We start from the raw sequence: 16,030 nt of genomic DNA, 5'->3' as shown, positions 1-16,030 counted from the left end.
TCAGGCTCTCCTCGTCGCCCCCGCCGGGTCCGGTCCTCCGCCGGTCTCGTGGCCGAGGGTCGAATCGAAGATCACGGCGGTGGTCCGGTTCCGCCCCCGAACGGTGAGCTTTCCGGCCGGGACGGCGACCCGGGGTGCGCGGGAGTCATGGAAGTGGTGCGGGGAGTTGTGGGGGTTCCACGGCGGTGCGGGGGAATCGGACGCCGCCTGAGAGGGTGGGGACATGGACATCGAACGCAGGAACAACGTCACCGTCACCGGGAACCCGCGCGGACGGACGGTGGTGCTGGCCCACGGGTTCGGTTGCGACCAGAACATGTGGCGGCTGACCGTGCCCGCCCTGGCGAGGGACCACCGGGTCGTCCTGTTCGACTACGTGGGTTCGGGACGTTCGGACCCGTCCGCGTTCTCCGAGAGCCGCTACTCCTCCCTGGAGGGCTACGCCCGTGACGTGGTGGAGGTGTGCGAGGCGCTCGACCTGCGCGACGCGGTGTTCGTGGGCCATTCGGTCAGCGCGATGACCGGCGTGCTCGCGGCGGACGCGGCGCCGGAGCGCATCGGCGCGCTGGTGATGGTCGCGCCGTCCCCGCGGTACGTCGACGACGAGGGGTACCGGGGCGGATTCAGCCGCGAGGACATCGACGAGCTGCTCGCGTCCCTCGAGTCGAACTACCTCGGCTGGTCGTCGGCGATGGCGCCGGTGATCATGGGCAATCCGGAGCGGCCCGAACTCGGCGAGGAGCTGACGGACAGCTTCTGCACCACGGACCCGGACATGGCACGCGTCTTCGCCCGGACCACGTTCCTTTCGGACTCGCGCGACGACCTGAAGAAGGTGACGGTGCCGACCCTGGTCCTGGAGTGCTCCCGGGACGTCATCGCGCCCCGGGAGGTCGGCGCCTTCGTCCACCGGGCGATCCCCGGCTCGACCCTGGTCGCCCTCGACGCCACCGGACACTGCCCCCACCTGTCCGCGCCCGAGGCCACCAACGAGGCGATCACCGGCTTCCTGGCGGGCCTGCGATGATGTGCCGCACCGGACAGGAGTCCGGCCCGCACGACGCGGACCACGAGAACGGCGAGGAAGGATCGACCGCGGCGTTCGCCGCGCTGCTGGAGGACAGCGTCGAGGAGTTGTACGAGAACGCCCCCTGCGGATACCTGTCCACCTTGATGGACGGCACCGTCGCGAAGGTCAACGCCACCCTGTTGGACTGGCTCGGCCTGGAACGGGGGGCGGTGGTGGGCCGGATGCGGTTCACCGACCTGCTCACCGTGGGCGGCAGGCTCTACCACGAGACGCACTTCGCGCCCCTGCTCAGGATGCGGGGGGAGATCGGCGGCATCGCCCTGGAGATGAAGCGGGCCGACGGCGGGCGGGTGCCGGTGCTGGTCTCCTCCGTCGTCAAACACGGCGACGGCGGCGACCCCCTGCTCATCCGCACCACCGTCTTCGACGCCCGCGACCGCCGCGCCTACGAGGAAGAGCTCCTGCTGGCCCGGAAGGCCGCCGAACAAGCCCGTCGGCAGGCAGAGGCCGATCGTGCCCGGCTTCAGGACGCCCTCGCCGTCCTCCAGCAGTCACTGCTGCCCGACGCCCTGCCCGCGATCCCCGGCCTGGAGACGGCCGCCCACTACCGCACCGCCTCCCCGGACCGGCTGGGCGGCGACTTCTACGACGTCTTCCCCCTCGACGGGAAACGCTGGGCCTTCTTCCTCGGCGACGTGTGCGGCAAGGGACCCGAAGCGGCCGCGGTCACCTCGCTGACCCGCTACACCCTGCGCGCCGCGGCCCTGCACGACCCCGATCCCACCGCCGTCCTGACCACCCTCAACAAAGTCCTCCACGAGCGCTACACCGCCGGGGACCCGCGCTACTGCACCGTCGTCTTCGGCGTCGTCGAACCCGACGAGGAGACCGGACGGGCGGACGTCCGCCTGGCCTCGGGCGGCCATCCCCCGGCCCTGGTCCTGCGTGCCGACGGCCGCGCCGACCACCTCCCCACTCCCGGGGGCCTCCTCGTCGGCATCCTGCCCACCGCGCCCTTCGCCGTCGCCACCACCACCCTGGCTCCCGGCGACACGCTCCTGCTCCACACCGACGGCCTCACCGAAGCCCGCACCGGCGAAGACCGCACCACCCTCTACGGCGACGAAGCGCTCCTCGCCTTCGCCGCCGACCACGCCGGAGAACCCCCGGGCGCCGTCGTCAAGGCGCTGACCGGCCTGCTGGACGGTTTCGGCGACGGCCTGGACGACGACACCGCACTGCTCGCCCTCGGTGTCCCCACCCATCCGGCACCCGGGTCGGCGACGAAGAACAGGACATGAGAGCACTGGAGATCACCACTCAAGACGCCCTGACCGGTCCCGTCCTGGAGGTCCTCGGCGCACTCGACTACGACACCGCCCCCGAACTGCGCGACCTGATCGCCGCCGTCCCCCTCCGACCGGGACAGCGCCTCGTGATCGACCTGGCCGGCCTGGAGTTCTGCGACTCCAGCGGCCTCACCGCCCTGATCGTCGCCCGCAACCACGCGCACGCCGTCCGGGCCGAGATCGCGCTCGCCGCCGTCCCCGACCACACCCTCCGCCTCATGAACACCACCGGTCTCGACCGGATCTTCCCTCTCCTTCCCGACCGCGAAGCCGCCACCCGGCCCTGATCCGCGGTCGCGGCACACGTCCGGCGGCACCCGAACAGCGAGCACGCCGAGCGGTCCCTCCGGTCGTTCCACCCGCCGGGTCTCCGACGCCGGACCGTGTCGGTTCGGGGGCGGACTTCACGGCATGCCGTGCGGACCGCACGACGTGCGGGGCGCCGGCCCGGTCGAACTCGGAGAACAACCGCTCTCTCCCACGGGCGACGAGTCGGCCCGGTACGTCCCGGTCACCGGGTCCGCCCTGCACACGATGACGTACGGCGCCCACCTCGACCTGGCCACGGGAATGCTCGGCACGTGGACGGACGCACAGGACGGATGGCGTCCCCTCGGCTCCTGACCAGGACCCTGCCCACAAGGCGTCCCAGTCCCGGGGTCACGGTGTCCGGACGCACTTGATCACATCGGTGAGCGGTGATCCAGCCGTCGGCGGTGTTCGCCGTTCCCGGTGGTGTGGGTCCCGACGGGTCCATCGCCCGATCCCCACTGCACGATTGACGTCCATTCCTCGCAGTCGCGACGAGCTTTACGGGCAGTGACTTGCAGCTGAAAGCAACAGCGGGTTCGAATAACGGCAGTTGCCTCGCGGAAGCCCACCCATCGAGCCGTGAAGAGGGTCAGTGAGATGAGATGTCAGCAGGTCGGAGCAGGGGCGTCGGAAGGAGGCACGGTTTTCACTCGTTTATTGAACGAGCAAGCTCAATGGGCCTGTTCGGCTGGTGAATGAGACGTGGTTCGTCTCGCGGATTTCTCGTTCAGGTAGCGTCGAAGAAGACGAAGCAGGTCACAGAAGTGACATCTGCGCTTTCCGGCTCTGTGAGGCGTGTTCCATGACCCTGTCCATCCGTAACCAGCTCCCCGGCACCGTCACCGCCGTCACCACCGGCGAGGCCATGGCCTCGGTGAAGGTGCGCCTGGCCGGCGGCCAGGGCATCACCGCCGCGATCACCGCGGACGCCGTGAAGGACCTGGGTCTGGCCGAGGGCACCGCCGTCAAGGCGCTGGTGAAGTCCACCGAGGTCGCCCTGGCGACCGGCCCGGTCGAGGGCCTGTCCATCCGCAATCAGCTCGCGGGCTCCGTCACGGAGGTCGCGACCGGTGCCGCCATGGGCTCGGTCAGGATCTCCGTCGAGGGCGGCGAGCTGACCGCCGCGATCACCAAGGACGCCGTCGAGGACCTCGGCCTGGCCGCCGGTGCCTCCGTCGTGGCGCTGATCAAGGCCACGGAGATCTCCCTCTCCGCCGTCTGATCGGCTCTTCCGGCGAGGATCGTGCTCCCGCGCGGAACACGATCCTCGCGAGTCCGGGGAAGGCAGGACTCACCGTCGACGCGCTCGGCCCGTGAGGCGATCGGCGCGCCGGAGACACGAGGCCGGCCGCAGGACGAAACACCGGCGGCGGATCGTGAAGGCCATGCCTTCCCCGACCGCTTCCCCAGTGACCGCACCGCCGCCGCCCCGCGCGGAAACACCGTCGCGTCAGCGAGCAGTCGCGTGGGAGGAGGCCCGCTCGCGCGCGCACCGCGCCGCGCGCCCCGCTCTCCCGTATCGCGTGCCCGTCCGCGACGCGGCAGGGCTCACCCTCGCCGGCGACCTCCTCGCCCTCAGCCCCCACCCGGCCTTCGACACCGCGGCCATGGACGGGTACGCCGTGTCCGGCCCCCCGCCGTGGAGCATCCGCGGAACAGCGCGTGCGGGTACGGCGTGGCAGGGGGTCCTCGGTCCCGGCGAGTGCGTCCGCATCTCCACGGGCGCCCTCGTCCCGCCCGGCGCGTACGCGGTCGTGCCCCTCGAAGTCGCCACGAGCGCCGGCGGCCAGGTGTTCGGCGCCGCTCCTTCGGAGGGCGGCCACATCCGGCGTACCGGCGAGGACGCGGCAGCCGGCGACTGCCTGGCCCCGGCCGGAACGCGTGTCGGACCGGCGCTCGTGGGACTGGCCGCCGCCGCGGGCCACGACACCGTGCCGGTGCGGCCCCGGCCCCGCGTCGCCGTACTGGTCACCGGCGACGAACTGGACCGCTCGGGCGTCCCGGGCCCCGGCCGGGTCCGCGACGCGCTCGGCCCTCTGCTTCCCTCCCTCGTCGCCGAACTCGGCGGTGGGACGACGGCGGTGCGCCACGTGCCCGACCATCCGTACGGCGGTCTGGCCCGTGAGATCGACGCGCACGGCGAGGCCGACGTCCTCCTGGTCACCGGCTCCACCTCGGTCGGCACCACCGACCAACTGCGGCACCTCCTCGCGGACGGTGGGGCCCGGATGATCGTCGACACGGTCGCCTGCCGGCCCGGGCATCCCATGCTGCTCGCCGAACTCCCCTCACACCGTTGGGTGGTGGGGCTGCCGGGCAACCCGTACGCGGCTCTGGTCGCGGCCCGGACCCTCCTCGGTCCCCTCCTCGCCGGCCTGTCCGGCCGCGCGCTCCCCCGCCTTCCCCGTGTCCCCGTGCACGGCAGGGCCGAGGTCGCACCCGGCCGCACCTGCCTGGTACCCGTCTCCTGGTCCGACGACGGATGCCGGATCGCCGCGGGGCACCGCGCCGCGTTCCTGCGCGGTGCCGCCGTCGGGGACGCCCTGGCCGCGATCGGTCCCGACTGGACGGACGGGAGTCCCACACCGGTGCTGCTGCCCCGCGTGTGAGACCGCGGGCGGGGTTCAGGACCAGAGTTGTCGCCGCTGCCAGCCACCGGGCTCCCGTTCGTACCGGAGGCGGACGTGGACGCGGCTCAGGGCCGCCTGCCAGAACTCCACCGTGTCCGGGACGACGGTGTACAGCGTCCAGGCGGGATCGACGAGGCCCGGGGCGGCCTCCACCCGGGCCAGGCTCTCCCGCAGGGCGCGGTGGTCAGGTGCGGTCGATGTGCACGCTGGTCGACTTCACGCGGGCGGTGGCCTGCATGCCGACTTCCAGTCCCAGCTCCTCCACGGCCTCCCGGGTCAGGAGGGAGACGAGCCGGTGCGGCCCCGCCTGGATCTCGACCTGGGCCGCGACGTCGCCGAGCTTGATCGCCGTGACGATGCCCGGGAACGCGTTGCGCGCCGACGTGTACGACGCGTCCTCGTCGTCGTGCGCGATCTCCACGGAGAACGCCGCGAGCGACTTCCCGTCGATGACGCGGCGCCCGCCCTCGTCGCGGCGGGTGGCGACCCGGCCCGCATCCGCCCAGCGGCGCGCGGTGTCCGGGCTGACGCCCAACAGACGCGCGGCCTGTCCGATGGTGTAGGACTGCATATGCGACACCGTAGGCAGCTTCTGATCTCACCTGCAACAAAGCTGTGGGACTCTCCATCGCGGATGCGAGATCTTTCGGAGGAATCGACAAGATCGTTTCCTGATGACCTCGTCACCCGAGCGGAAGAGACCCCGCGATGCGGTGCCGTCCCATCCGGCTCCCGGCCGGGAGTGGCTCAAGACAAGTCGATGTGTACGCTGGTCGACTTCACCCGGGCCGTCACCATGACCCCGATGTCGAGCGCGAGTTCCTCGACGGCCTCACGGGTCACCAGGGACACCAACCGGTGCGGCCCCGCCTGCACCTCCACCTGCGCGGCCACGTCGTCGACCCGTACCCCGGTCACGATCCCCACGAAGGAGTTCCGCACCGAGGTCGCCACGGCGTCCTCGGGAACGGCGTGCAGCCCGGTCCCCCGCTCCCGGGCGAAACGGGCCAGGGCCGAACCGTCGATCACCCGCCGACCGGAGCCGTCGCGCTCCATGCTCAGCTTGCCGCCGTCCGCCCACCGACGGACGGTCTCCGAACTCACTCCGAGCAGCCGAGCGGCCTGCCCAATGCTGTACGACGCCACACCGGCACTGTAGGCCACACCCGCGTCTCCGCTTCACCGTGAGTTACCGGTGCATGCGGCCCTCCACGATGACCTGGCCCGAGCCACGGGCACCACCGCTGTCGGCGTCTCCCGCCCGGCGGCGTCCACATCCGCGGCCCGGCTGCGTGGCTGCGTGGCTGCGTGGCTGCGTGGCTGCGTGGCTGCGTGGGACAGGCTCCCGAACCTGAACGCTCCACGGTCATCGCCGCATGTCCGGTCCTCGTACGGCCGACCAGGGTGGGCGGCCGCTGTCGGCCGAGCGCTGGATGATCAACCGGTGACGCCGCGCAGACGGACGCCGTCAGGTTCGGCCGCGTGCTCAGGGCTCCCCCTTCGCGCCGGTCGACCATTCCTCGTGCCCAGGGCCCGCTCCAGCGCGCCACGGGCCGGTTCGGGTGGCCGCCCGGGCGCCGACGGGCCCGACAGCGAACGGCACGGGCATGGGCTGACAGCCAGAACGCACGATGACGACGTGGAACCGGGTGGACACGTGGAGTTGCGGGCCCTGCACCCGCTGGAAGGCTCGTGCGGTCTGTCCGAAGGACAGGTCGCCGAGGTGTTCGGCGTGAAGGTCGCGACGGTGCGTTCCGGGGAGTCCGGCCGCACGCGCCCGCCGGTGACCGGAGGGCCGCGTACGCCGCCCTCCTGGAAGGGCTCGCGCGCTCTGAACTCCCGGCGGGCTTCCCGGTCCGCCGCACCCATGGACACTGCGGCGCTCCCACGCCTCAGATCCCGCCGGTGACGGTGACGCTCACGTCGGCCCGGGGCGTGCTCCCGGACAGGAGTGCGTCGAGGCGTTCCTCCACCGCGTGGCGCGCGGCGCGGGCGACGTCCAGGGTGCGGTCGGCGTGGAGGGCGACGAGGCGGACCTCGACGTGCCAGGGGCCGCCGTCGCCCCCGCGGACGCGCACCCCGGCGGAGGAGGTGCCGACGGGTCGTCCGCCCGTTCCGGACGCGGTCGGCGCGGCCCCCAGGAGGTTCGTGAGGCGCGGCCTCGGGAAGGCCACCCCGGGAACCTCCAGGATGGTGCGGGTGAGCTCCTCGGTGAGCGCGGAGCGGTCGATGCGCTGGATCATCGGGGCTTTTCCTCCTGGATGCCGGCCGGTGTGATGTCGTCGAGGAGTGTGACGGGCACGCCGCGTTCACGGTCGGCCGTCTCATGGACCGCTCGGCGGATCCGGCGGGCGGCGCCGGGAAGGTGCCGGTCCGCCGGCGCGTGGGTCTCCGGCCGGACTTCGACCGCCGTCCCGGGCGCAGCTCCGGGCGCACGACGTGGCAGACGCGCGGCGCGCCGTGTCGGGGACGGCGCGTGCTGCCGGACCCGTGCGGCGAAGGCCTCTTCGTCGCCCTCTGCCGCACGGGTGACGAGGCGGTCCCCGGCGCCGGAGGCACCGGGTGGCGCGTTGTCCGTACTGGCACCCGTCACTGGGCGGCTCCTCTCCTGGTCCCTCTCGCGGTGGGACACCCGCGAGCCGGAGTCGTCGCGGACTGCTTCGGAGCCGGAGTGCGTTCGGATGTCCCTCTTCCGGGGGGCGGCGGGGCAGGCGGTGGCGGCGCCCGGGCGTCAGAGGGTGCGCGGAACCACCAGGCCGGATTCGCGGGGAGGACCACGAGCTGGGCGCGGTCGCGGGCGTGGAGCTCGGCCATGGCCCGGTTGATGGGGGTCTTGGCGGTCGACGGGCTGATGACCATGCGGTCGGCGATCTCGTCGGAGGACGCCCTTGACGAGGAAGCCGGCGGCGCCGGCGCGCAGCGCGTCGAAGACGTGCTCGTCCATGCCGTAGTTGGTCAGCATGACGACGTGTACGCCGACCGGGGCCGGGTCCGCGGCGATGCGGCGGGTCGCTCCGATGCCGTCCATGACGGGCATGTGGATGTCGACGAGCGCGACGTCGGGCAGGTGCAGCCCGGCGAGTTCCCGGGCCTCGCGGCCGTCGGCGGCCTCCGCCACCACCTCGATGTCGTCTTCGAGGTCGAGCAGCGCGCGGAAGCCGCTGCGGACGAGCGGCTGGTCGTCGACCGGCAGGACCCGGATCACGGGGCTCCGTTCACGGGGAGTTCGGCCCGGACGGTGAAACCGCCCGCGTCGCGCGGTCCGGTGCGCAGGCGGCCGCCCAGGGCCGTGACGCGTTCGCGCATGCCGAGCAGTCCGAGGCCGGGCGTCGGCGCGGGGTGCGGACGCCCCTCGGCCGTCAGCATCGTCTCCAGGCCGGTCGTCCGGAACCGCCCCACCGGGTGTGGAATGCGGTCCAGGCCGGGCGGCGGGGCCATGTCGTCGTCGCGCAGCGCCTCGAGGGTGGCGCGCGGTTCCCGGCTCGCCTCCCGGCCGGCCCCTGGATCGCCAGCAGGACCTCCGGCACCTGCTCGCCCGGGCGCCGGACCACGTGGACGGCGACCTCGGACTGCACCTTGACGACCGAGATCTGGTGGGTGAGCGTGTCGTGCAACTCCCGGGCGATGCGCAGCCGTTCCCCGTCCGCCCGGTGCCGGGCGGTTTCCTCCCGGGTGCGCTCGGCCTCGTCCGCCCGCCGCTCGGCCTGTCGCACCGCCTCCCCGGTGGCGAGGACGGCGATCAGCCAGGCGATCTCGAGGGTGCTTCGGGCCTGTGCCACGGCCTCGCGCGCGGAACCGTCGTGGAGGACAGCCGACAGGCCCGCGGAGGCGGCCAGTGCCAGGCCCCCGGCCACCAGCAGCGCGGAGCCGAGGAGTTCGCGGGTCCCGGTCGGGTGCGGCCCGGGCAGCCCGGTGCCCGGCAGCAGCGTCGCCACGCCCACGGCGGTCACCCGGTCGACGACCACGGCCGGGGCAGCGAACCGTCGTTTGTCCATGGGGGCACCGTAGCCGGGTGCGGCGGCGGGCGGATCCGGCTCACGGACGAGCGGCCGGCTACACGGGCGCGATATAGCCGGGCCGTCTGCCGCGTTCGCGGTATGCGGAGTCCGCGGCGGCGGCAGCGGGAAGTGTCCGCGCCCGCCGGACGACGGGCCGGAGGGACGGCCCGCATGCTCGGGGCATATCGAACCCCGCGTTCGGCGACGGCGGGGAAAGCGGAAGGAGAGTGGCATGGGCGTTTCAGCGGTGCTGATGGCGGCCGCCGAGGGCGGGATCATCGGCGACGGGCGGACGGGGCCAACCTGGCCCTCGCAGCCGGGGGGTTGAGGTTGGTCATCGGCTGGCTGGCCCGAGTCCGGGCCGGGAACGGCAGCGGCAGCGGCAGCGGCAGCGGCAGCGGGAACGGGAACGGGAACGGTACCGGCAACGGACTCGTCGGCGCCGTCGTGGCCGTCCCGCTGGGGCTGGGCTCCGTACTCCTCGGCCGCCGTGCGACGAACCGGCACCGGCGGGCCGGCCGACAGTCGTATGACCGACCGGCCGCATGACCGACCGGCCGGTCGCATGACCGGTCGGCCGTCACCGGGTCACGGCGTGCGGGCGGCCACCGCGCGCCGTACCCCGTACACGGCGGCCCCGAGGGCCAGGACCGCGGCGCCCCCGACCACCGAGGACGCCGGGAGCGCGAAGGCCAGGACGAGGCAGCCGGCCAGTCCGACGACGGGGACGATCCGCGCCGGTCGGCCCTCGGCCACGGTGAGGGTCCACGCGGAGGCGTTGGCGACGGCGTAGTACACGAGGACGCCGAAGGAGGAGAATCCGATCGCCCCGCGTACGTCGGCCGTCGCCGCGACCACCGCCACCACGGCCCCGACGGCGAGTTCGGCGCGGTGCGGCACCCGGAACCTCGGGTGCACCGCGGCCAGGGCGTGCGGCAGGTGCCGGTCGCGGGCCATGGCCAGCGTGGTGCGGGAGACCCCGAGGATCAGGGCGAGCAGGGAGCCGAGCGCGGCGACGGCCGCGCCGACGCGGACGAGCGGGACGAGCCAGTCGGCGCCCGCGGCCCGCGCGGCGTCCGCCAGCGGCGCGGTCGCCCCGGCCAGCCCGTCCGGGCCCAGCACCGTCAGGACCGAGACCGCGACGAGGACGTAGACGACCAGGGCGATGCCCAGCGCGATCGGGATCGCCCGCGGGATCGTACGGGCCGGGTCGCGGACCTCCTCGCCGAGGGTGGCGATGCGCGCGTACCCGGCGAAGGCGAAGAACAGCAGCCCCGCCGCCTGGAGCACCCCGCCGAAGGTCGCGTCGGAGCCGACGTCCAGCCGGGCCGCGTCCGCCGCGCCGGAGGTGAGGGAGGCGACCACCACGGCGGCGAGGACCGCCAGGACGAGGGCCACGATCGCGCGGGTCAGCAGGGCGGACCTCTGCACACCGGCGTAGTTCACCGCCGTGAGCGCCACCACGGCGGCGACCGCGACCGCGTGCGCCTGGCCGGGCCACACGTACGAGCCGACCGTGAGCGCCATCGCCGCGCAGGAGGCCGTCTTGCCGACGACGAACGCCCAGCCGGCCAGGTGGCCCCAGAACTCGCCGAGCCGTTCGCGGCCGTAGACGTAGGTGCCGCCGGATGCCGGGTAGCGGGCGGCGAGCCGGGCGGAGGAGGTCGCGTTGCAGTAGGCGACGACGGCGGCGAGCGCGAGACCGATCAGCAGCCCGGAGCCGGCCGCGCGGGCGGCCGGGGCCAGGGAGGCGAAGATCCCGGCGCCGATCATCGACCCCAGACCGATCACGACGGCGTCGGGCACGCCGAGCGTCCGCCGCAACGCCTCCGGGGCGCTTCCGGCGGCCGGTGACTTGTCCATGGGCGCACTCCCCAGCGATACGAGGCCGCGTGCTTCACGGGCTCTGACACCGGCAGACGGTATACGAGCCGCTGCCGCGCGTTCCCGGGGCCGGCGACGCCCTCGCGCGGGCCGTTCCGGGCGCCTGTGGCGGGCGTCCGGTGCGGTCGGTCCCCCGGCGTCCGGGCCGGCGGGAATCCGGGTGTCCTCGCCGTGCGTGCGGGGTGCCGGGGGTCAGTGGCCGCCGGCGAGTTCGCCGGTGAGCCTGCCGTGGAGGTCGGCGCTGAGGTCGTTCAGGCCGGTGATCTCCACCGTCTTGCCGCGCTGCCCGTACTTGGTCTCGATCGCGTCGAGGGCGGCGACGGAGGAGGCGTCCCAGATGTGGGCGGCGGACAGGTCGACGACGATCTCGTCGGGGTCGGCTGCGTAGTCGAACTGGCCGACGAGGTCGTTGGAGGAGGCGAAGAACAGCTCGCCGGTGACGGTGTACCGGACGCTCGCGCCGTTCGGGGCGACGAGCCGGGTGACCTCGGCGAGGTGGGCGACGCGCCTGGCGAAGACGACCATGGCGGTGACGGAGCCGACGACGACGCCGATGGCGAGGTTGTGGGTGGCGACGACCGCGGCGACGGTGACGATCATGACGCCGATCTCACCGGCGGGCATCCGCCTGAGGGTCTTCGGGGCGACGGAGTGCCAGTCGAAGGTCGCGAACGACACCATGACCATGACGGCGACGAGGGCGGCCATGGGGACGTCGGAGACGACCGGGCCGAAGACGACGCACAGCACCATCAGGAACGCGCCCGCGAGGAACGTGGACAGCCGGGTGCGGGCGCCGGAGACCTTCACGTTGATCATCGTCTGGCCGATCATGGCACAGCCGCCCATGCCGCCGAAGAAGCCGGTGACGATGTTGGCGACGCCCTGGCCGATGGACTCGCGGGTCTTGTTCGAGTGGGTGTCGGTGATGTCGTCGACGAGCTTGGCGGTCATCAGCGACTCCATCAGGCCGACGAGCGCCATCGCGAAGGCGTACGGCGCGATCGTCGTCAGGGTGTCGAGGGTGAACGGCACGTCCGGCAGGCCCGGTACCGGCAGGGAGGACGGCAGGGCGCCCTTGTCGCCGACGGTGGGCACCGCGATTCCGGCGGCGACGGTGATGACGGCCAGGACGACGATGGAGACCAGCGGGGCGGGGACCACGGTGGTGATCCTCGGGAAGAACACCAGCAGCGCCAGCCCGCCGGCGACCAGCGGGTAGACGGCCCACGGGACGTCGCGCACCTCGGGGATCTGGGTCATGAAGATCAGGATGGCCAGCGCGTTGACGAAGCCGACCATCACGCTGCGCGGGATGAACCGCATCAGCTTCGCCACGCCGACCGCGCCCAGGGCCACCTGGAAGACGCCGGCCAGGATGACGGCGGCGATCAGGTGGCCCGGGCCGTGCTCGCGGTTGAGCGGCGCGATGACGAGGGCGACGGCGCCGGTGGCGGCGGAGATCATCGCGCGGCGGCCGCCGACGACGGAGATGACCACGGCCATGGTGAAGGAGGCGAACAGGCCGATGGCCGGGTCGACCCCGGCGATGATCGAGAACGAGATCGCCTCGGGGATCAGCGCCAGGGCGACGACCAGACCGGCCAGGATCTCGGTGCGCCAGACCTTCGGGTCGTTCAGCCAGTCGGGCTTGAGGCCGCGCAGCCGCGCGGCGGGGGTCACAGCAGCGGAGGACAAGAGGATGCGTACCTGTCGTACTCGGGCACACCCCTTACCGGGGGCCGGGCGTGCGGGAAGAACGCGCGGGGGCCGGGACGGCGCCCCACGGACGGCCCGCGGAACGGGCCGGAAGTCGTGGAAAGGGGGAGGCGGGGCGGCGGCGCGTACGGGCGGCCGCTCACATCGGGGGGGGCGAAGGACTTCGCCGTCCCCCGGGCGCCCCTGGAGCGGAACGCGTCGGTCGGGACCGGCGTCCGCGTCACTCCCGGGGGCGGGTGGCGGTCAGGACGAGGGCGGCCTGGTCGTCGTCGATGCCGTGGTCACCGGTGAAGGCGCGCACGGCCCGGGTGAGGGTCTCGACGACGTGACGGGGCCCGGTCCGGGCCGGGACGCCGGCCAGGGCCGCGGCGAGGCGGTGCTCGCCGAACTGTTCCCCGTCGGCGTCGCGGGCCTCGGTGATGCCGTCGGTGTACAGCAGCAGGCTCTCGTCCGGCCGCAGGCGGAGGCGGTGCGTGGTGAGGTGGGTCTCGGGTCCGATGCCCAGCAGGGCGCCGGGCACGTCGACGGCGCGGACGGTTCCCCGGGCGTCCAGGTGGAGGGGCATGGTGTGGCCGGCGCGGACGAGTTCGACGTCCAGGCCCTGGTCGGTGGGGGTGAGCCGGCCGTAGACGAGGGTGACGAAGCCGGTGCCGTGTCCGGCGGGCCGGTTGATCAGGGCCTGGTTGACCGCTCCGACGACGGCCTCGGGGTCGGGCAGGAGGGGAGCCACGGCGCGAGCGGTGTGACGGACCAGGGCGGTGGTGGTGGCGGCGATGGCGCCGCGTCCGCAGACGTCGCCGAGCAGGAACGCCCACCGGTCCCCCTCCAGGGGGAAGACGTCGTAGAAGTCGCCGCCGATGTCGAGTCCCTCGCCGGCGGGATGGTAGTAGGTGGCCACCTCGGCCCCGGGCACCCGGGGCAGGTCGGGCAGGAGGAGCCCGGCCTGGAGGTCGCGGGCGAGAGCGGCGCGGTGGGTGTACTGGCGGGCGTTGCGCACGGCCAGTGCGGCGCGCCGGGTGAGTTCTTCGGCCAGGGCCACGGTGTGCCCGTCGAAGGCGTGCTCGCCGGTGGACAGCAGGGTCACGGTGCCGAACGCCCTGCCCCGGTCGAGGAGGGGGAGGCACACGTAACCGGTGACGCCCAGCTCCTGCCAGGGGCCGGGCCCGGAGGGGGTGCGGCGGGCCACCTCGGTCACACCGGAGGCCAGGACGCGGGCGACGGCGTCGTCGACGGCGTCGTAGACGGGGATGTGCGAGGCGAGGAGGTCCCGCTGGCGCCCGGTGGGGGCGGCGGTGGCGACGCGGCGCACCCGGCCGCCCTCGACGACGTCGACCGCGCCCAGCGGTGCCAGTCTCGGCACGCAGGACGTGGCCAGGCGGTTCAGCGTCTGGGGGGCGTCCAGGTCGGAGGACAGGACGGTGCTGGCGTTCAGGAGGAAGGCCAGGGCGTCACGGGCGGCCTGCTCGCGGGCCTCGGCCGCCCGGCGCGCCTGTTCGGCCCGGTGGCGCTCGATGGCCAGGGCGGCGGTGCCGGCGAAGACCCGGGCGAGGGCGAGGTCGGCCTCCCCCGGGGTCCGCGGGGTGCGGTGGTACATCGCGAAGGTGCCCAGGAGCGAGCCGTCGCGGGCCAGGATCGGAGTGGACCAGCAGGCGGCCACGCCCGCCTTGTCGGCCAGGTCGCGGAAGTCGTCCCAGAACGGGTCGGTGGCGATGTCGGTGACGATCACCGGCCGGCGGCGGTGGGCGGCGGTGCCGCAGGAGCCCACGCCCTCGCCCGTGGCGATGCCGTCGATGGCCCGGTTGTAGAAGTCGGGCAGGCTGGGGGCCGCGCCGTGGCGCAGGTGTCCTCCGTCGGCGTCGGCGAGCAGGACCGACACCAGTACCTCTTCGGGGGCGAGGTCCTCGATGGCGCGGGCCATGCCCTCCAGGACCTCGGGCAGGGGGGCCTGGCGGGCGATCTGTTCGAGGAGCGCCCGGTGCTCGGCCGTCAGCCGCTGCGCGTGCTGGACCTGGGTGGTCTCCACCCCGATCACCCGTACGCCCGTGACGTTGCCGCCGGCGTCCAGGCGGGGTTCGTAGGTGAAGTCGAAGAACGCCTCGCGGGCGTCCGCGCCCTCGCCGAGCAGTACGCGGGCGTTCCGGCCGACGTGGGTCGTTCCGGTGCGGTAGACCCGGTCGAGGATTGCGAGGAAGCCCTGGGCGGCCAGTTCCGGCATGAGCTGCCCCAGCGGCACGCCGGTACGGGTGCGTTCCGGACCGCCGATCGCGGCGAAGAAGGCCGGGTTCGCCGCCTCCAGCATGTGCGCCGGCCCGGCCAGGGAGGCGAACACGGCCATCGACTGTCCGAACAGGGCCCGCAGATCGCCCTCCGCGCCGTCGTCGGCGGCGGCGCGCGCCGCCGGCACCGACGACGCCCGGGCCGGCGGGGGCGCCTGCTGTCCCGACGCTCCCGTCATCCGCTGTGTTCCCCGCCGTGCAGCGCCGGGTCGTCGGTGCTCGCGACGAGCGTGCCGCGTTCGGCCTCGTGCGCGGCCAGGGCCTCGTCGACGTCGTCGTACAGGGAGAAGATCTGGTTCAGTCCCGTTAGGGTGAACAGGCGGTCCAGGAAGGCGGGCACCGACGCCAGGCGCAGGACCCGGCTCTGCGCGGACAGCTGGTTGTACAGCTTCAGCAGGGCGGTGATGCCGGTGGAGTCGCAGTACGTGAGGTGGGAGCAGTCGATCACCACCGCGCCCGTCTCACCTCCCGGGCCCAGTTCCTTGTCGCCGGCCTCGTACAGCTGCACCGCGCTGTGGAAGTCGAGGTCCCCTCGCAGCGCGAACACCACTCCTCGCGCGTCCCGTCCGACGTCTACCGCGAACACCCTCAGTTCCCTCCGCATACGGTTCCCAGCGGGAACCCATGGTAAAAGACCAGGTGAATATTACTTTCACCTCGGTTTGCCCGGAACACTCTCACCTCGACCGGCCCGGAGTGCCGCTTCCCGGGTGGTGGGCCGTGGCGCTCGTCACCGCCGGGTTCCTTCCGGGATTCCTTCCCGAGTTCCTTCCAAACCGAAGCGGACCCCTACCCCCGTGTCGGCGCGCCACACCGGGGCCGCCCCGGTCGG

15 protein-coding genes and 2 pseudogenes are annotated in these 16,030 nt (G+C 73.3%); 7 read left to right on the top strand and 10 right to left on the bottom strand.

All coding sequences use genetic code 11. The features are described 5' to 3' along the window. Nucleotides 1-223 precede the first annotated feature (223 nt). From ACFY7E_RS12050 to ACFY7E_RS12025, 6 genes are all read left to right on the top strand, one after another. Nucleotides 224-1,027 carry an alpha/beta fold hydrolase gene (locus tag ACFY7E_RS12050; protein ID WP_389483576.1) on the top strand — a complete coding sequence of 268 codons (804 nt, stop codon included), beginning with the start codon at nucleotides 224-226 and terminating at the stop codon, nucleotides 1,025-1,027. Continuing rightward, entirely contained in the window at nucleotides 1,027-2,331 is a 1,305-nt protein-coding gene (locus ACFY7E_RS12045) for a PP2C family protein-serine/threonine phosphatase (protein WP_389484197.1), read from the top strand. Before ACFY7E_RS12050 ends, ACFY7E_RS12045 begins: the two co-directional genes overlap by 1 nt. After that, the gene (locus ACFY7E_RS12040) at nucleotides 2,328-2,666 is read left to right on the top strand and encodes an STAS domain-containing protein (RefSeq protein ID WP_389483573.1); all 339 of its coding nucleotides are present in this window, start codon (nucleotides 2,328-2,330) and stop codon (nucleotides 2,664-2,666) included. The genes ACFY7E_RS12045 and ACFY7E_RS12040 overlap by 4 nt, the downstream gene beginning before the upstream one ends. Nucleotides 2,667-2,790: 124 nt before the next feature. Beyond that, the gene (locus ACFY7E_RS12035; RefSeq protein ID WP_389483570.1) at nucleotides 2,791-3,003 is read left to right on the top strand and encodes a hypothetical protein; all 213 of its coding nucleotides are present in this window, start codon (nucleotides 2,791-2,793) and stop codon (nucleotides 3,001-3,003) included. Between the two features lie 490 nt (nucleotides 3,004-3,493). Continuing rightward, on the top strand, nucleotides 3,494-3,913 hold the full coding sequence (locus ACFY7E_RS12030; protein WP_389483567.1) for a molybdopterin-binding protein: 420 nt from the start codon (nucleotides 3,494-3,496) through the stop codon (nucleotides 3,911-3,913). 163 nt (nucleotides 3,914-4,076) lie between these two features. Further along, nucleotides 4,077-5,300, top strand: coding sequence for a molybdopterin molybdotransferase MoeA (locus ACFY7E_RS12025; RefSeq protein ID WP_389483564.1), 1,224 nt, complete (start codon nucleotides 4,077-4,079; stop codon nucleotides 5,298-5,300). Between the two features lie 15 nt (nucleotides 5,301-5,315). Here ACFY7E_RS12025 and ACFY7E_RS12020 read toward each other — a convergent pair whose 3' ends face one another. The 6 genes and pseudogenes from ACFY7E_RS12020 to ACFY7E_RS11995 all read right to left on the bottom strand — a co-directional run bounded on the left by ACFY7E_RS12020 (nucleotide 5,316) and on the right by ACFY7E_RS11995 (nucleotide 9,316). Continuing rightward, nucleotides 5,316-5,474, bottom strand: coding sequence for a pyridoxine 5'-phosphate oxidase C-terminal domain-containing protein (locus ACFY7E_RS12020; RefSeq protein WP_389483561.1), 159 nt, complete (start codon nucleotides 5,472-5,474; stop codon nucleotides 5,316-5,318). Nucleotides 5,475-5,505: 31 nt separating this feature from the next. Continuing rightward, nucleotides 5,506-5,892 carry a molybdopterin-binding protein gene (locus tag ACFY7E_RS12015; protein ID WP_389483558.1) on the bottom strand — a complete coding sequence of 129 codons (387 nt, stop codon included), beginning with the start codon at nucleotides 5,890-5,892 and terminating at the stop codon, nucleotides 5,506-5,508. Nucleotides 5,893-6,068: 176 nt separating this feature from the next. Beyond that, nucleotides 6,069-6,467, bottom strand: coding sequence for a molybdopterin-binding protein (locus tag ACFY7E_RS12010; RefSeq protein WP_389483555.1), 399 nt, complete (start codon nucleotides 6,465-6,467; stop codon nucleotides 6,069-6,071). A 746-nt stretch (nucleotides 6,468-7,213) separates the two neighbouring features. Further along, nucleotides 7,214-7,564, bottom strand: coding sequence for a hypothetical protein (locus tag ACFY7E_RS12005; RefSeq protein ID WP_389483553.1), 351 nt, complete (start codon nucleotides 7,562-7,564; stop codon nucleotides 7,214-7,216). A gap of 488 nt (nucleotides 7,565-8,052) precedes the next feature. After that, nucleotides 8,053-8,526, bottom strand: a pseudogene (locus ACFY7E_RS12000) (response regulator transcription factor). Further along, a pseudogene (locus tag ACFY7E_RS11995) lies at nucleotides 8,523-9,316 on the bottom strand (sensor histidine kinase). Before ACFY7E_RS11995 ends, ACFY7E_RS12000 begins: the two co-directional pseudogenes overlap by 4 nt. A gap of 450 nt (nucleotides 9,317-9,766) precedes the next feature. Here ACFY7E_RS11995 and ACFY7E_RS11990 point away from each other — a divergent pair. Beyond that, nucleotides 9,767-9,868 (top strand): hypothetical protein, encoded by a 102-nt coding sequence (locus tag ACFY7E_RS11990; RefSeq protein WP_389484194.1) that lies wholly within the window; start codon nucleotides 9,767-9,769, stop codon nucleotides 9,866-9,868. Nucleotides 9,869-9,907: 39 nt separating this feature from the next. Here the strand turns inward: ACFY7E_RS11990 and ACFY7E_RS11985 are convergent, their stop codons facing one another. The 4 genes from ACFY7E_RS11985 to ACFY7E_RS11970 form a co-directional block, all read right to left on the bottom strand. Then, nucleotides 9,908-11,182: an APC family permease gene (locus ACFY7E_RS11985; protein ID WP_389483551.1), complete on the bottom strand. Its 1,275-nt coding sequence runs from the start codon at nucleotides 11,180-11,182 to the stop codon at nucleotides 9,908-9,910. 213 nt (nucleotides 11,183-11,395) lie between these two features. Then, nucleotides 11,396-12,886, bottom strand: coding sequence for a SulP family inorganic anion transporter (locus ACFY7E_RS11980; protein WP_389484192.1), 1,491 nt, complete (start codon nucleotides 12,884-12,886; stop codon nucleotides 11,396-11,398). A gap of 256 nt (nucleotides 12,887-13,142) precedes the next feature. After that, a complete protein-coding gene (locus tag ACFY7E_RS11975; RefSeq protein WP_389483549.1) occupies nucleotides 13,143-15,377 on the bottom strand; it encodes a SpoIIE family protein phosphatase in 2,235 nt (744 codons plus the stop codon). Further along, nucleotides 15,374-15,784 (bottom strand): STAS domain-containing protein, encoded by a 411-nt coding sequence (locus ACFY7E_RS11970; protein WP_389483547.1) that lies wholly within the window; start codon nucleotides 15,782-15,784, stop codon nucleotides 15,374-15,376. The genes ACFY7E_RS11975 and ACFY7E_RS11970 overlap by 4 nt, the downstream gene beginning before the upstream one ends. Nucleotides 15,785-16,030 lie beyond the last annotated feature (246 nt).

It is taken from the genome of Streptomyces sp. NPDC012825 (genome assembly GCF_042900925.1).
GTDB lineage: Bacteria > Actinomycetota > Actinomycetes > Streptomycetales > Streptomycetaceae > Streptomyces.
Note: the sequence above shows the minus strand (reverse complement) of the source record. Positions and strands in the feature narration are given on the sequence as shown.

Coding starts and splice junctions, on each gene's coding strand:
- ACFY7E_RS12005 (WP_389483553.1), bottom strand. CDS start 7,564: ATGATCCAGCGCATCGACCGCTCCGCGCTCACCGAGGAGCTCACCCGC.
- ACFY7E_RS12040 (WP_389483573.1), top strand. CDS start 2,328: ATGAGAGCACTGGAGATCACCACTCAAGACGCCCTGACCGGTCCCGTC.
- ACFY7E_RS12025 (WP_389483564.1), top strand. CDS start 4,077: ATGCCTTCCCCGACCGCTTCCCCAGTGACCGCACCGCCGCCGCCCCGC.
- ACFY7E_RS12050 (WP_389483576.1), top strand. CDS start 224: ATGGACATCGAACGCAGGAACAACGTCACCGTCACCGGGAACCCGCGC.
- ACFY7E_RS11975 (WP_389483549.1), bottom strand. CDS start 15,377: ATGACGGGAGCGTCGGGACAGCAGGCGCCCCCGCCGGCCCGGGCGTCG.
- ACFY7E_RS12030 (WP_389483567.1), top strand. CDS start 3,494: ATGACCCTGTCCATCCGTAACCAGCTCCCCGGCACCGTCACCGCCGTC.
- ACFY7E_RS12015 (WP_389483558.1), bottom strand. CDS start 5,892: ATGCAGTCCTACACCATCGGACAGGCCGCGCGTCTGTTGGGCGTCAGC.
- ACFY7E_RS12035 (WP_389483570.1), top strand. CDS start 2,791: ATGCCGTGCGGACCGCACGACGTGCGGGGCGCCGGCCCGGTCGAACTC.
- ACFY7E_RS11985 (WP_389483551.1), bottom strand. CDS start 11,182: ATGGACAAGTCACCGGCCGCCGGAAGCGCCCCGGAGGCGTTGCGGCGG.
- ACFY7E_RS12045 (WP_389484197.1), top strand. CDS start 1,027: ATGTGCCGCACCGGACAGGAGTCCGGCCCGCACGACGCGGACCACGAG.